A 13,351-nucleotide genomic window follows, 5' to 3' on the forward strand; every position below is an offset into this window, starting at 1 on the left:
AGGCTCAGGACAGGGCGAATGCCGCAACAGGGCTGGCCAGCAGGCTCAGGCCCGCCAGGATCAAGGCCAGCCTTGGGCGATAAGGCAGCAGCAACACCAGCAGCAAGGCGCTGAGCATCAACACCGCGCACCACTGCACCAGGCCCTGGCTCCAGCCGGCGGCAAGCACCGCGGGCCAGATCGCGACAATCAGCAGCAACCAACCGCCCACGCGCAGCCCCAAACGCCGAGTGGGCGTGGGTTTGCTGTGCAGCAGCTCGCCGTGGTGACGGTCTGTGGACAGGCATAGCGCAGTAAACCCGGCGTAGCACATCAGCAGCGCGAGCAGCATCAGCTGGCCTCCTGCTTGAGCGTCAGGCCACGTGCACGTTCGGCCTTGGGTTGCGGCGCGGTGCGATGGTGCATCTTCCAGGCCGCCCAGGCGAGAAACGCGCCACTGGCCAGGCAGGTCAGGTCGAAGCCGGCCATGGCCCAGTCGCCATTGACCAGAGAAACACCCAAATGCTGCGAGGTGGTGCTGGCGTTAAGCAGTGGGACCGCCGCAAACAGCAACGCGCCGAAGCTCAGTTGCTCGACCCAACCCTGGCGACCGCGACGCAACATGGCGTGCAGCAGGCTCAGGCCCCAGGCGGTAAAGAAGGCTTGTACTTCCCAGTCGGAACGCTCGGCGAAACTCACCGGCAACAGTCGGTTGGCCCAGAAAAACGCAGCGATGGCGATCATCAGCCCGGACATGCTGGCAATGTTCAACACTTCTACCAACCGCAGTTCAAACGGCATCACCGAAGTTTTGGCATGCTTGAGCTGGCGCTTGCCGAGCCAGATCACCAGCCCCGTGCCGATCATCGCCGTGCCCGCCAGGCCGCAGATAAAGTACAACCAACGCAGCACGGGACCGGCAAAATGGCCCATGTGCAAACCATAGAAACTACCACCAATCACCGCAGGCAAAGACGGCTCGCCACTGGCCCGCAACAGCTCGCCAGTGGTGCCGTTGAACGACAGGGTATTGCCAAAGGCGTGCACCACGCTGTCGGAGCCAGCGCGAAACACATTCACCGAGGCGTTGACATCACCAGGGTTATTGACCGCCAGCCGCCCCACATGGCCGCCCGCCCACTGCTCGCGCGCCTGCTGGTACATCGGCAGTAACGGCAGCAACTGACCGGGCTGGCCGAGGGCCGGCGCATTGTTGGTAGCGGGGAACAACTCATCGAAGAACGCCCGGCTGTCGTCGCCATAGGACGCCATGATGGGCGCGGGCATGACCATGTTCATGAAAATCACCAGGCTGCTGTAGGTGATCATCAGGTGAAACGGCAGCACCAGCACGCCCACCGCGTTGTGCCCGTCGAGCCAGGAGCGCTGGCCTTTGCGCGGGCGGAAAGTGAAGAAGTCCTTGAAGATTTTCTTGTGGGTGATGATGCCGGTGATCAGCGCGACCAACATCACCATCGCGGCGATGGTCGACAGCCAGCGGCCCCACGGGTAAGGCATTTGCAGCTGGAAGTGGAACCGATAGAAGAACTCGCCGCCCTTGCTGTCGCGGGCCTGCACGGGTTGGCCGCTGACCGGGTCGAGGGTTTTCTGGATGAAGGTGCCGCGCTTGCCGGGCTCGACCTTGTCTTGCCACATCACGGACAGGCCGGGATCACGATGGGTAGGCAAGGTAATGAACCAGCGTGCGGCCGTGGGCGCCTGTTGTTGCAGGTAATTCTGGGCTACGGCAAGGCTACGCCCGTCGTCCAGGGGATGGGCCTGCACTTCGGGCTGCATCCAATGGGTAATTTCGTCTTTGAAATAGGCCAGGGTGCCGGTCAGGAAAATCGCAAACAGCAGCCAGCCGAAGATCAATCCGGCCCAGGTATGCAGCCAGGCCATGGCCTGGCGAAAGCCCTCTTTCATGTGCGCGACACCCAGAAACCAACGCCGGCCAACGTGGCAAACAGCGCACTTGGCACCATCACCCCGGCCCAGGCGCGCCAGGCCGTGCGGCAAGCGAAACACCAGAGCACCGCCAGCAGGTAGAACACGAACGAACTCATCATGCCGGTGACCACCGCATCGGCGCGGGAAGTGGGCAACCAGAGCGCCAGGCAGATGGCGGCCAGGGAGGCCATCAAGTAACCACCGATCACAGCCGCCAGCACGCGCGAGGTGACGGCGAGGCGATAGGAAATGGGCAATGCGGTTTTGCTTTTCATGCGGCAGGCGCCAAGTTCATCAACGCGCAATATTAATGATAAATATTCTCATAAGCAAAAGAGAACGGATGAATCACCTGCCCTGGCCGATTGCCGAAGCTCGTTACCCGCCCTACAATGCGAACAATTCTTGTTCTCTAAAGCATGTCAATGCTTGTGGAGTGATCGCGTTGCAGCCGTCCAACACCGTCGAAGTTTTGTATAACGACCATCACCACTGGCTCACCGGCTGGTTGCGACGCAAGCTCGGCTGCCCGGAAAATGCGGCCGACCTGGCCCAGGACACCTTTATTCGCGTGCTCAGCGCACGGGATACCCCGACACTGATCGAGCCCCGCGCCTTCCTCACCACCGTGGCCAAGCGCGTGCTGTGCAACTTCTATCGCCGCCAGGACCTGGAGCGCGCCTACCTCGATGCCTTGGCGCAAATGCCCGAGCAGATGGCGCCATCGGAAGAAGACCGCGCAATCATTCTGCAAACCCTGCTGGAGCTGGACCAACTGCTCGACGGCCTGCCCCGGCTGGTTAAACGCGCGTTCCTGCTGGCCCAGCTCGACGGCCTGACCTACGCGCAAATCAGCGCAGAACTGGGCATTTCCATCGCCACGGTCAAACGCCACCTGACCAAAGCCGCCATGCGCTGCTACTTCGCCCTATGAACGTGTCCAGCCAAGTCGCCGAACAAGCCGTGCACTGGCTGCTGGAAATGCAGCAAGGCGCGCTCACCCCTCGCCAGCAAGCGGCCTGGCAACAATGGCTGAACGCCCACAGCGAGCACCAGCGTGCGTGGGAGCAGATTCAACAGGTCAATCAGCGCTTGCGCGGGATGCCCTCGCCCCTGGCCCATGCAGCCTTGAATGCACCGCGCTCCAGCAGCCGACGCCAGGCGCTGAAGTTGCTGCTGATCCTGGGCGCTGGCTCGGCAGCGGCCTGGAGCCTGCGTCAGCAACATATTCTGCCGCCGCTGAGCGCCGACTATCGCAGCCCGGTTGGCCAGCGCCGTACGGTGCAATTGGCCGACGGCAGCCAGTTACAGCTCAACACCGGCAGCGCGGTGGATGTGCATTTCGACGGTCGGCAGCGCCTGGTACGCCTGCTCGAAGGGGAAATCCTGCTCACCTCCCGTGCCGGTGATACGCCGTTGCGCGTGCTGACCGGCCAGGGCCTGCTCAGCAGCCAGGCGGCGCGCCTGAATGTGCGCCAGTTCAACGACCACACCCAATTGGCGGTGCTGGCCGGCCAGGTCGAGGTGATGCCCAACAACTACAGCGGCTTGCCGCTGAGCGTCGATGCCGCACGCCAGGTCAATTTCACCCGCAAGGGCTGGGACACCCCACGCGCCACCGACGCCAACTGCGGCGCCTGGGCCGACGGTATGTTAGTGGCTGCACACATGCGCCTTGAAGACTTCTTGAATGAACTGGGGCGCTATCGTCGCGGCCAGCTCAATTGTGACCCGCAAGTGGCAAACCTTTTGCTGTCCGGCAGCTACCCGCTGGATAACAGCGAACGCATTCTGGACCTGCTGGAAATCAGCCTGCCAGTGAAAGTTCGGCGTTTCACCCGCTATTGGGTGACCGTGCAGGCCCGGGCCTGAATTTATTTTGCATTTGTGTGAGCCGTTTTCCGCACCTGGCGTGACAGAGAAGGAAAGCCACCTTGATCCTTCCTTCTCAGGACCACCTTCATGCCCCAGCAACCGACGCTTCTTGCCCGCACCTTGCGCCAACTCCTACTGGGCGCCAGCCTCAGCCTGACCGTGCTGCCTGCGGTGATGGCCGCCGACGCCAAGGCGTACCACATCGCGCCGACCACCCTGGAAGCGGCCCTGAACCAATTTGGTCGCCAAGCCGGTGTGCTGGTGTCGTTCGGTTCTGATGTGACGGCTGGTATGCAAAGCCACGGCCTGTCGGGCAATTACAGCGCGGCCGAGGGCCTGAGCAAACTGCTGGAGGGCACCGGCCTGCAAGCCCGGGCCGAGGGCGACAACGCCTTCAGCCTGCAACCGGCTGGCGCCCCCGCCACCCTCGAACTGCAAACCTCCAACGTGGTCGGCGACTGGCTCGGTGACGCGGCGCAAACCAACGTGTTCGAACACCCCGGCGCCCGTGATGTGATCCGCCGCGAAGAGTTCGAACGCCAAGGTGCAACCCAAGCTCGCGACGTGCTCAACCGCATTCCCGGCGTCAACGCCCCGGAAAACAACGGCACTGGCAGCCATGACATGGCGCTGAACTTCGGCATTCGCGGGCTCAATCCGCGCCTGGCATCGCGCTCCACGGTGCTGATGGATGGCATCCCGGTGCCCTTCGCGCCCTATGGCCAGCCGCAGTTGTCCTTTGCACCGATCAGCATGGGCAACATGGACGCGGTAGACGTGGTCCGTGGCGGCGGTGCGGTGCGTTATGGCCCGCAAAACGTCGGCGGCATCGTCAACTTCGTGACCCGCGCCATCCCGGATGCGCCCACGGTCAAAGGCGGCTTGCAGACCGAAACCAGCCCGTCTTCCAGCCACGACGGTTTCAAGACCACCGGCAACCTGCTCGCCGGCGGCACTGCCGACAATGGCCTGGGCGGCGCGATCCTGTACTCCGGCACCCGCGGCGGCGACTGGCGCGAAAACAGCAACACGCGCATCGACGACCTGATCCTCAAGGGCAAATACCAACTGGACGACGCCAACAGCTTCAACGCCATGGCGCAGTACTACGAAGGCCAGGCCGACATGCCCGGAGGCTTGAACGTCAAGGACTACAAGGCCGACCCGTATCAGTCCACCCGCCCCTACGATAAATTCTGGGGCCGCCGTACGATGTTCAACGTCGGCTATCGCTACGAGCAAGACCGCCGCGAATTCACGGTCAACAGTTTCTTCACCAAGACCCTGCGCAGCGGTTACCTGGACCAGGGCAGCTTCCTGTCGCTGTCGCCACGCGAATACTGGGTACGCGGCCTTGAAACCCGCTTCGCCCAGGGCTTCGACCTTGGCCCGACCAGCCATGAAGTGGGTGTCGGCTACCGCTATATCAATGAAGCCGGTCACGAGTTGCGCTACCGCACGCCGATTGCCGCCAACCAGCAAATCCCCACCACCAACAGTCGCAACGACCGCGACACCCGTGGCGGCACTGAAGCCAACGCGTTCTTTATCGACGACCGCATTGATATCGGCAAGTGGACCATCACCCCGGGCGTGCGCTACGAGATGATCAAGTCTGAGCAAACCAACAATCTGAGCAACGTCAAATACAAGGGCGACTACAACACCGCGCTGCCGGCGCTGAACGTGCTCTATCACCTCACTGACGACTGGAACCTCTACGCCAACACCGAGGGCTCGTTCGGCAGCGTGCAGTACAGCCAGATGCCCAACCGCGTGAACCGCGGCGAAGTAAAACCGGAAAAAGCCCGCACCTGGGAACTCGGCACGCGCTACGACAATGGCAGCCTGCGCGCCGAAATCGGCGCGTTCCTGATCAACTTCGACAACCAGTACGACAGCAACCAGACCAACGACACGGTGATCGCCCGCGGTGAAACCCGTCACCAGGGCATCGAGTCGAGCATCAACTATGCGCTCGACGGCCTGAGCCCGGCGCTGGCGGGTTTCGATGTGTATGCCACTTATGCCTATGTCGACGCGACCATTCGTGAAGACGGCCCGAACAAAGGCAACCGCGTGCCCTTCTCGTCCAAGCACAAAGGCACCCTCGGCGTGGGTTACACCGAAGGCCCGTGGAAGCTGAATGTGGACAGCAGCTACCAGAGCAGCCAATTCGCCGACAATGCCAACACCCAGGCCGAAAGCGCCGACGGTGCCAATGGACGCATCCCCGGCTACATGCTGTTCAGCAGCCGCGCGGCCTATGACTTCGGCCCGCAATTGTCGGATTTGAATGTGGCGGTGGGGGTGAAGAACATCTTCAACAAGCAGTACTACACCCGCTCGTTTGACGACAACAACAAAGGCAAGTACGTGGGTGAGCCGCGCACGGTGTATGTGCAAACCTCTATCGCGTTCTGACCCAAATCTGCAGAACAATACAGAACCTACTGTGGGAGGGGGCTTGCTCCCGATGGCGGTGTGTCAGTCGGTACATTTGCCACTGATACACCGCTATCGGGAGCAAGCCCCCTCCCACATTGGCCCCCAGTGGCTTCAGCTGCCCGCCAGGCAACTGGGGGTGGCCGCCACCAACGCATCGATGGCACACCGCGTCTTGGCCGGCATATGCACCGCCGTCGGCCAGACCACATGGATCGGCGCAGGCTGTTCGCGATAGCTGGGCAGCACCGCTTCCAATTGCCCCCGCAGCGCATAGTGAGCAATCAACCAACTCGGCAACCAGGCCAGGCCCACGCCCGCGATGGCGGCATCGGCTAGCGCCTGGAGGTCGTCCACTATCAGGGGCGAAGCCAGGCGCGAGCGATGCGTGGTGTTGCTGCGATACGCAATGCCGCGATGAGCGGCCAGGTCTTCGATACTCTCAATGGCACCCTTGCGCTGCAGATACGCCGGTGACGCTGCCAGCCCCATAGCCTGTTGGCCCAGGCGACGGGCACTCAGGCGGTCGGTATCCGGTAACGGGCCGATGCGTACGGCCATATCGAAGCCTTCCTGCGCCAGATCGATCATGCGGTCGGAGAAGCAAATCTCGATTTCAAGTTCAGGGTAACGCTCCATCAGGCCCCACAAGGCCGGTGCCGCATAGTGGTGCCCGAATGCCAGCGGCACACTGACCCTCAGTCGTCCCCGTGGTTGTTGCCGGCCACTTTCGAGCACCGATTCGGCCGCTTCCAGTTCGGCCAATGCGCGCAGGCAATGTTCGTAGTAGGCCTGCCCATCCTCGGTCAACCGCTGGCGGCGTGTGGAACGCTGCAACAGGCACGTGCCCAGCCGCGCCTCCAGACGCGCCAAGCCTTTACCGACGGCCGAGCGTGTAAGGTTCAGGCGCTCGGCGGCGTCGGTCAGGTTGCCGCTCTCGACGATTTGCAAAAACAGCTCAACGCCATCAAAACGCGGGGTAGCCATGCGTCAATTGTCGCCCTTGATTCCCATATCGATGGAAAACTTATCACGAATAACGAATTCGATTCCCGAGAGAATAGAGCCCTCCCCTATTTGAAAGGAACTCGTCATGCCGTCCGCCGCTGCTGCATCGGCCCTCAACCCGCCGAGCGCCGCCAGAAATGCCCTGGCCCTCACCGCCGTTTGCCTGGTGGCCCTCATGTTCGGCCTGGAAATCTCCAGCGTGCCGGTGATCCTGCCGACGCTGGAACAGGAATTGGGTACCGGCTTTCAAGACGCCCAATGGATCATGAATGCCTACACCCTGGCCTGCACCAGCGTGCTGATGGCGGCGGGCACGCTGGCGGATCGCTTCGGTAGGCGGCGCGTGCTGGTGCTGTGTCTATGGGTGTTCGCCCTGGCCTCGCTGGCGTGTGGCCTGGCCCACGATGCGCCGACACTGATCGTGGCGCGATTCATCCAGGGCATTGGCGCCGGCGCGATGATGATTTGCCAGTTTGCCATCTTGTCCCACCAGTTCCGCGAACCGGCGGCGCGGGCGCGAGCCTTCGCGATATGGGGCGTAATTGCCGGCGTGGGCCTGGGTTTCGGGCCGATGATCGGGGCAGTGATACTGGCCGTGGCGGACTGGCGCTGGGTTTTCCTGGTGCATGTACCACTGACCTTGTTTACCTTGGCGCTGCTGCACATCAGCGTGCAGGAATCCCGTGACCCGGCCAGCCATCGCCTCGACATTGCCGGCATGTTGACCATGACGCTGGCGGTGTTTGCGCTGGTCTACTTCATCACCCAAGGCAGCGAGAACGGTTTCGGCACCCCGGCGATGCTCGGCTGGGCCGGCCTGTCGGTCTTCGGACTGCTGCTGTTTATCTTGATTGAGCGGCGCAGCGCCCATCCGATGTTCGACTTCTCGGTGTTCCGCATCCAACGTTTCAACGGCGCCTTGATGGGCTCAATCGGCATGAACTTCAGCTTCTGGCCGTTCATGATCTACTTGCCACTGTATTTCCAGGCGGGCCTGGGTTACGACACGCTGACCACCGGCGCGGCGCTGCTCGCGTACACCTTGCCCACTTTGTTGGTGCCGCCATTGGCCGAACGCCTGGCCCTGCGCTTTGGCGCCGAATGCATCATCCCCCTGGGCCTGGGGACGATGGGCGCAGGTTTTTTGGGCATGGCCGCGGTTAATTACGCCGAACAGCCCAGCACAGCACTGGTGCTGCTCAGTTGCGCGATCGCCGGCATTGGGCTGGCACTGACCAATTCGCCGACCACCAATACCACCACCGGCGCCGTCTCGACTGACCGCGCAGGCATGGCCTCGGGCATCGACTTCAGCGCACGGCTGATCACCCTGGCGCTCAACATCGCATTGATGGGGCTGGTGCTGTTGCTCGGAATCAGCCATCACCTGGCCAATGTATTGCCGGCCAGCACGGCGGCGGATTGGGCAACCCTCAGCCAGCATATTGCGGCGGGCAAGCTGAACGCGCCTGGACTCACACGCCTGGAGGCACAGACGGCCCTGCGTAGCGGCGCTGGTTGGGCCATGCTGTTTGCGGGCTTGGGCGCTTGCGGGTTGGCCGCTCTGAGCCGGTATTTCTTCCAGCGACGGCGTTGAACGAAAACGGGCCTGCATATGCAGGCCCGTTTTCAGTGGGGAATGAAAAAACAGTTAGCTGTTAATGACAGCGTTTTCGTTTTCCAGGAATTCCTCTTCCAGCGCGTCTTCATTCACTTTGTTGATCGGCTGGTTTTTCCCGGCAGCGCGAGGCTTGCCTTGCAGTTTGCCGAACAAGTGTTCCAGCGCATGATCCAGCTTGGTGGCGGCGCCATCGATCGCTTGCTCCAGCGTATCGGCTTTATGGCACACGGAAACTGGCTGGTGGCCCTTTGGCCGTGCTTCCAGGCGGCAACTTAAATCGTGGGGTCCGGGCTTGTCGCCGTTCTCGTCCCGCAGGTAGACCTCAACGCGGGTCAGGTCTTCTTCATAACGTTCGAGCGTGCTCTCAATGGTAGTACGTACCCACTCCTCCAGTCGGATGCTGCTTTCAATATGGTTATCGCTATTGACTTGGATTTGCATAGTTCTTCCCTTATTTCAGCTAGCTCGCCAGAGATCACAAACTGCAACACCGGGGTGGTGAAACCATGACCTCTTGATTACACAATTGAGCACCTGCTGAAACAATTCAACCCCTTTGCAAAGATAAATCCCACATTACAAATTAACCCTGACGACGAGCAAAAACGCTGGTAGGGTGGGGAGTTAGTTACAACTTCTTACGTCCTGTTTCCTCACAATTGCCCCTCTCCCAACGGGTGCAAACCGCGAAAAATCCCTGCTTCCTCCACCAGCCAGTCGTGCACCGCGCGCACGCCGGGGTGGCTCAATGCACCTGGCGCATACAGCAGCACATAGCGCTTATGGTTGGGCACGGCCAGGCCAAACGGCACAATCAGGGTGCCGCGCTCCAGTTCATCATTGAGCAACGTGCGCCGCGCAATCGCTACCCCCATGCCGGCAATGGCGGCTTCGATGGTCAGGTGGTTGCGGTTGAAGGTATGCCCGCGCCGCACGTCGGCACCGTGGTGGCCGATGGCATTCAGGTAGAACTCCCACTCGGCATATTCATAACTCCCACGCCAGGCAGTGATGTCGTGCAGCAGCGGAAAATGCGCCAGATCGGCCGGGCCATGCAACGGCGGCCGTCCACGTAGAAGGCTGGGGGCGCACACCGGGAATATCTGCTCGTCCAACAGGGCTGTGGATAACAAGCCGGGGTAGCTGCCATCGTTGAGGTCGATGGCCAGGTCGAAGTCGCCTTCATGCAGGGCGATGCTGCTGTCTTCGGCGACCATGCGCAGTTGGATGTCGGGAAAGCGCTGCTGCAAACGTGGCAGGCGCGGGGTCAGCCACTTGCCGAGAAACGAGGGGATCGAGCGCAGGCGCAGGGTGCCGCTGATCATCCCGGCATCCAAGCGCTGCAACTCCGCATCAATGCTCCCGTAAGCCTCGCCGACCACCGCCGCCAGGCGCTGCCCCTCGGCGCTGAGTTCAACCCCGCGGGCGCGCCGATGAAACAGCCGAAAGCCCAGGCGCTCCTCCAACTGGCGAATCTGCTGGCTCACCGCCCCCGGCGTGATGTGCAGTTCTTCGGCGCAGCGGGTGAACGACAGATGCCGTGCAGCGCAAGAAAACACATGCAGCCACACATAGGTCTGGCCGTGAAGGGGGCGGGTCATAGCGTTTAGTCCTGCTAAAGGGTGTCTTAGGATAATTCGTTGGTCAGTGCCGATCCAGAGGCTCAGTATCGCGCCAATTCCGCCTGCTCTACAAAACATGGCAGCGATTTCTACTCCATTGCTTGTAAGGCTTTAGCATGGCTATCAGTGTTTTCGATCTATTCAAGGTGGGCATTGGCCCCTCCAGTTCCCATACCGTCGGCCCGATGCGCGCTGCCGCGACGTTCGCCCAGGCCCTGACCGATCAGCATTTGCTCAGCCAAACCCGCCGCGTTGAAGTACGCCTGTACGGCTCGCTGTCCGCCACCGGCGTAGGCCATGCCACTGATCGCGCCTGTGTGATGGGCTTGATGGGCGAATGGCCGGACCGCGTCGACCCCACCTCGATCAATGCACGTATCCAGCAACTGCGCGAGTCGGGTCAATTGCTGCTGGCCGGCTCCCAGGCAATCGCTTTCAACTGGCACACCGACCTGTTGCTGCTGGATGAAAGCCTGCCTTACCACCCCAACGCCATGTCCCTGCACGCCTATGGCGACAACGGCCTGCTGAGCGAGCAGACCTATTACTCGGTAGGCGGTGGTTTCATCATCGAGGCCGCCGAAGCCGCATCAGGCATTGCGCCGACCAGCGACGTGCAATTGCCCTACGACTTTTCCAGTGCTGTGGAACTGCTGGCGTTGTGCAACAAGCACGGCTTGCGGGTTTCTGAACTGATGATGGCCAACGAACGTGCGTGGCGCAGCGACGAAGACATCCGCAGCGGCCTGCTGCACATCTGGTCGGTGATGCGCGAATGCGTGGAACAGGGCCTGCGCGATGAAGGTATCCTGCCCGGCGGCCTGGACGTGCCGCGCAGGGCGGCGAAATTGCACCGCAGCCTGCTGGAAATCGGCAAACCCAATGTGATCACTTCAACCTTGTCGGCGATGGAATGGGTCAACCTGTTCGCCCTCGCCGTCAACGAAGAAAACGCCGCCGGCGGGCGCATGGTCACCGCCCCGACCAATGGCGCGGCCGGCATCATCCCGGCGGTGCTGCATTACTACATGAAATTCAACGCCGACGCGTCTGACGACGATGTGGTCAATTTCTTCCTGGCCGCCGCCGCCGTCGGCATCCTCTGCAAGAAAAACGCCTCGATCTCCGGCGCCGAAGTCGGCTGCCAGGGCGAAGTGGGCTCGGCCTGCGCCATGGCCGCCGCCGGCCTGGCCGATATTCTCGGCGCCACCCCCGAGCAACTGGAAAACGCCGCCGAAATCGGCCTGGAACATAACCTCGGCCTGACCTGCGACCCGGTCGGCGGCCTGGTGCAGGTGCCGTGCATCGAGCGTAATGCCATTGCCGCGGTCAAGGCGATCAACGCCACGCAAATGGCCCTGCGCGGTGACGGCAAGCACTTCATTTCCCTCGACCGGGTCATCCGCACCATGCGCGATACCGGCGCCGATATGCATGACAAATACAAAGAAACTTCACGGGGCGGCCTGGCGGTCAGCTGGGTGGAGTGCTGATCGGAGCACTGCTACCCGCCCCAACGTGAGCCCGCGCAAAAATAATAACGAGGCAATACCGATGACTGATGTACGTACACCTGCTGCCGAAAATCCTGTATCCGAAGCAAGCGTGACCACCGGCTGGACCAAACACGACACCACCTGGATGCTCGGCCTCTACGGCACCGCCATCGGCGCCGGCACCCTGTTCCTGCCGATCAACGCCGGCGTCGGCGGTTTCTGGCCGCTGATCGTACTGGCGCTGCTGGCTTTTCCGATGACTTTCTTCGCCCACCGTGGGCTGACGCGCTTTGTGTTGTCGGGCAAATCCGGCGACATCACCGAAGTGGTCGAGGAACACTTTGGTGTCGGCGCCGGCAAGCTGATCACCCTGCTCTACTTCTTTGCGATCTTCCCGATCCTGCTGGTGTACAGCGTGGCACTGACCAACACATTGGGCAGTTTCATGGAGCACCAACTGCACATGACGCCACCGCCCCGTGCGATCTTGTCCCTGGTGCTGATCCTCGGCCTGATGGCCATCGTGCGTTGTGGCCAGGGTGTGATCGTCAAGGCCATGAGTGTGCTGGTGTACCCTTTCGTTGCTGCGCTGTTGCTATTGGCTGTCAGCCTGATTCCCAACTGGAATGGCGCGTTCTTCGCCTCCGCCAGCGAAGGCATGCCGCTGCCGCTGTTCTTCAAGACGCTGTGGCTGGCGATCCCGGTGATGGTGTTCTCGTTCAACCACTCACCGATCATCTCCGCTTTCGCCGTGGACCAGAAGCGCGTCTACGGCGCCCAGGCCGAGCGAAAAAGCAGCGGCATCCTCGCCACCGCCCACGCCATGATGGTGCTGACCGTGATGTTCTTCTGCTTCAGTTGCGTACTGGCGCTATCGCCCGCTGACCTGGCCGCCGCCAAGGCGCAGAACATCTCGATCCTGTCGTACCTGGCCAACCACTTCCAGACGCCAGTGATCGCCTACGCCGCGCCGCTGATCGCACTGGTGGCGATTACCAAATCGTTCCTGGGCCACTACATCGGTGCCAGCGAAGGCTTCCAGGGCTTGATCGTCAAATCCCTGCGCGGGCGCAACCGCTCGATGTCGGCGAAATGGCTGGAACGCTCCACCGCGCTGTTCATGGTGCTGACCTGCTGGGCCGTGGCCACCTTCAACCCAAGCATCCTGGGCATGATCGAAACCATGGGCGGACCGATTATCGCGTGCCTGCTGTTCCTGATGCCGATGTACGCGATTCGCCGCGTGCCATCGCTGCGCCAGTATTCGGGCCAGCTGTCGAACGTGTTTGTAGTGGTGATCGGGTTGATTGCGCTGTCTGCGATCGTTTTTTCCGTGATGCCCTGAAATAGCTCAC

At 61.7% G+C, this 13,351-nt stretch carries 12 protein-coding genes; 6 read left to right on the forward strand and 6 right to left on the reverse strand.

Annotated features, from left to right (window positions below):
* Positions 1 to 4: 4 nt before the first annotated feature.
* From QMK52_RS01900 to QMK52_RS01910, 3 genes are read right to left on the reverse strand one after another with little or no spacing between them, the layout of a single operon-like run.
* Complete coding sequence (locus QMK52_RS01900) at positions 5 to 331, reverse strand: DUF3325 domain-containing protein (protein WP_005785124.1); 327 nt, start codon at positions 329 to 331, stop codon at positions 5 to 7.
* A complete protein-coding gene (locus tag QMK52_RS01905) occupies positions 331 to 1,905 on the reverse strand; it encodes a PepSY-associated TM helix domain-containing protein (protein WP_320403764.1) in 1,575 nt (524 codons plus the stop codon). Before QMK52_RS01905 ends, QMK52_RS01900 begins: the two co-directional genes overlap by 1 nt.
* The gene (locus QMK52_RS01910; protein ID WP_320403765.1) at positions 1,902 to 2,204 is read right to left on the reverse strand and encodes a DUF3649 domain-containing protein; all 303 of its coding nucleotides are present in this window, start codon (positions 2,202 to 2,204) and stop codon (positions 1,902 to 1,904) included. Before QMK52_RS01910 ends, QMK52_RS01905 begins: the two co-directional genes overlap by 4 nt.
* Before the next feature lie 170 nt (positions 2,205 to 2,374).
* Between QMK52_RS01910 and QMK52_RS01915 the strand changes: the two genes are divergently transcribed.
* From QMK52_RS01915 to fecA, 3 genes are all read left to right on the forward strand, one after another.
* A complete protein-coding gene (locus tag QMK52_RS01915) occupies positions 2,375 to 2,863 on the forward strand; it encodes a sigma-70 family RNA polymerase sigma factor (RefSeq protein WP_320403766.1) in 489 nt (162 codons plus the stop codon).
* Positions 2,860 to 3,801 carry a FecR domain-containing protein gene (locus QMK52_RS01920; RefSeq protein WP_194440167.1) on the forward strand — a complete coding sequence of 314 codons (942 nt, stop codon included), beginning with the start codon at positions 2,860 to 2,862 and terminating at the stop codon, positions 3,799 to 3,801. The genes QMK52_RS01915 and QMK52_RS01920 overlap by 4 nt, the downstream gene beginning before the upstream one ends.
* A gap of 90 nt (positions 3,802 to 3,891) precedes the next feature.
* Entirely contained in the window at positions 3,892 to 6,228 is a 2,337-nt protein-coding gene (gene fecA / locus QMK52_RS01925) for a TonB-dependent Fe(3+) dicitrate receptor FecA (RefSeq protein ID WP_320403767.1), read from the forward strand.
* Between the two features lie 135 nt (positions 6,229 to 6,363).
* Here fecA and QMK52_RS01930 read toward each other — a convergent pair whose 3' ends face one another.
* Positions 6,364 to 7,236: a LysR family transcriptional regulator gene (locus QMK52_RS01930; protein WP_005785114.1), complete on the reverse strand. Its 873-nt coding sequence runs from the start codon at positions 7,234 to 7,236 to the stop codon at positions 6,364 to 6,366.
* Positions 7,237 to 7,342: 106 nt separating this feature from the next.
* Here QMK52_RS01930 and QMK52_RS01935 point away from each other — a divergent pair, with 106 nt between their 5' ends.
* The gene (locus tag QMK52_RS01935) at positions 7,343 to 8,854 is read left to right on the forward strand and encodes an MFS transporter (RefSeq protein WP_320403768.1); all 1,512 of its coding nucleotides are present in this window, start codon (positions 7,343 to 7,345) and stop codon (positions 8,852 to 8,854) included.
* A 54-nt stretch (positions 8,855 to 8,908) separates the two neighbouring features.
* On the opposite strand, the gene QMK52_RS01940 is transcribed toward QMK52_RS01935, so the two are convergent.
* Positions 8,909 to 9,319 (reverse strand): HPF/RaiA family ribosome-associated protein, encoded by a 411-nt coding sequence (locus QMK52_RS01940; RefSeq protein WP_005785111.1) that lies wholly within the window; start codon positions 9,317 to 9,319, stop codon positions 8,909 to 8,911.
* Positions 9,320 to 9,531: 212 nt separating this feature from the next.
* The gene (locus tag QMK52_RS01945; protein WP_005785109.1) at positions 9,532 to 10,479 is read right to left on the reverse strand and encodes a LysR substrate-binding domain-containing protein; all 948 of its coding nucleotides are present in this window, start codon (positions 10,477 to 10,479) and stop codon (positions 9,532 to 9,534) included.
* A gap of 137 nt (positions 10,480 to 10,616) precedes the next feature.
* Here QMK52_RS01945 and QMK52_RS01950 point away from each other — a divergent pair, with 137 nt between their 5' ends.
* Positions 10,617 to 11,993 (forward strand): L-serine ammonia-lyase, encoded by a 1,377-nt coding sequence (locus QMK52_RS01950; protein ID WP_005785108.1) that lies wholly within the window; start codon positions 10,617 to 10,619, stop codon positions 11,991 to 11,993.
* 61 nt (positions 11,994 to 12,054) lie between these two features.
* Positions 12,055 to 13,341: a serine/threonine transporter gene (locus QMK52_RS01955; protein WP_320403769.1), complete on the forward strand. Its 1,287-nt coding sequence runs from the start codon at positions 12,055 to 12,057 to the stop codon at positions 13,339 to 13,341.
* Positions 13,342 to 13,351: the final 10 nt, after the last annotated feature.

Source organism: Pseudomonas sp. P9_2, assembly GCF_034008255.1.
Classification (GTDB): domain Bacteria; phylum Pseudomonadota; class Gammaproteobacteria; order Pseudomonadales; family Pseudomonadaceae; genus Aquipseudomonas; species Aquipseudomonas synxantha_A.

Excerpts from the sequence above, each read along its gene's own strand:
- QMK52_RS01900 (WP_005785124.1), bottom strand. The coding sequence starts at position 331 with ATGCTGCTCGCGCTGCTGATGTGCTACGCCGGGTTTACTGCGCTATGC.
- QMK52_RS01905 (WP_320403764.1), bottom strand. The coding sequence starts at position 1,905 with ATGAAAGAGGGCTTTCGCCAGGCCATGGCCTGGCTGCATACCTGGGCC.
- QMK52_RS01910 (WP_320403765.1), bottom strand. The coding sequence starts at position 2,204 with ATGAAAAGCAAAACCGCATTGCCCATTTCCTATCGCCTCGCCGTCACC.
- QMK52_RS01920 (WP_194440167.1), top strand. The coding sequence starts at position 2,860 with ATGAACGTGTCCAGCCAAGTCGCCGAACAAGCCGTGCACTGGCTGCTG.
- fecA (WP_320403767.1), top strand. The coding sequence starts at position 3,892 with ATGCCCCAGCAACCGACGCTTCTTGCCCGCACCTTGCGCCAACTCCTA.
- QMK52_RS01930 (WP_005785114.1), bottom strand. The coding sequence starts at position 7,236 with ATGGCTACCCCGCGTTTTGATGGCGTTGAGCTGTTTTTGCAAATCGTC.
- QMK52_RS01935 (WP_320403768.1), top strand. The coding sequence starts at position 7,343 with ATGCCGTCCGCCGCTGCTGCATCGGCCCTCAACCCGCCGAGCGCCGCC.
- QMK52_RS01940 (WP_005785111.1), bottom strand. The coding sequence starts at position 9,319 with ATGCAAATCCAAGTCAATAGCGATAACCATATTGAAAGCAGCATCCGA.
- QMK52_RS01945 (WP_005785109.1), bottom strand. The coding sequence starts at position 10,479 with ATGACCCGCCCCCTTCACGGCCAGACCTATGTGTGGCTGCATGTGTTT.
- QMK52_RS01950 (WP_005785108.1), top strand. The coding sequence starts at position 10,617 with ATGGCTATCAGTGTTTTCGATCTATTCAAGGTGGGCATTGGCCCCTCC.
- QMK52_RS01955 (WP_320403769.1), top strand. The coding sequence starts at position 12,055 with ATGACTGATGTACGTACACCTGCTGCCGAAAATCCTGTATCCGAAGCA.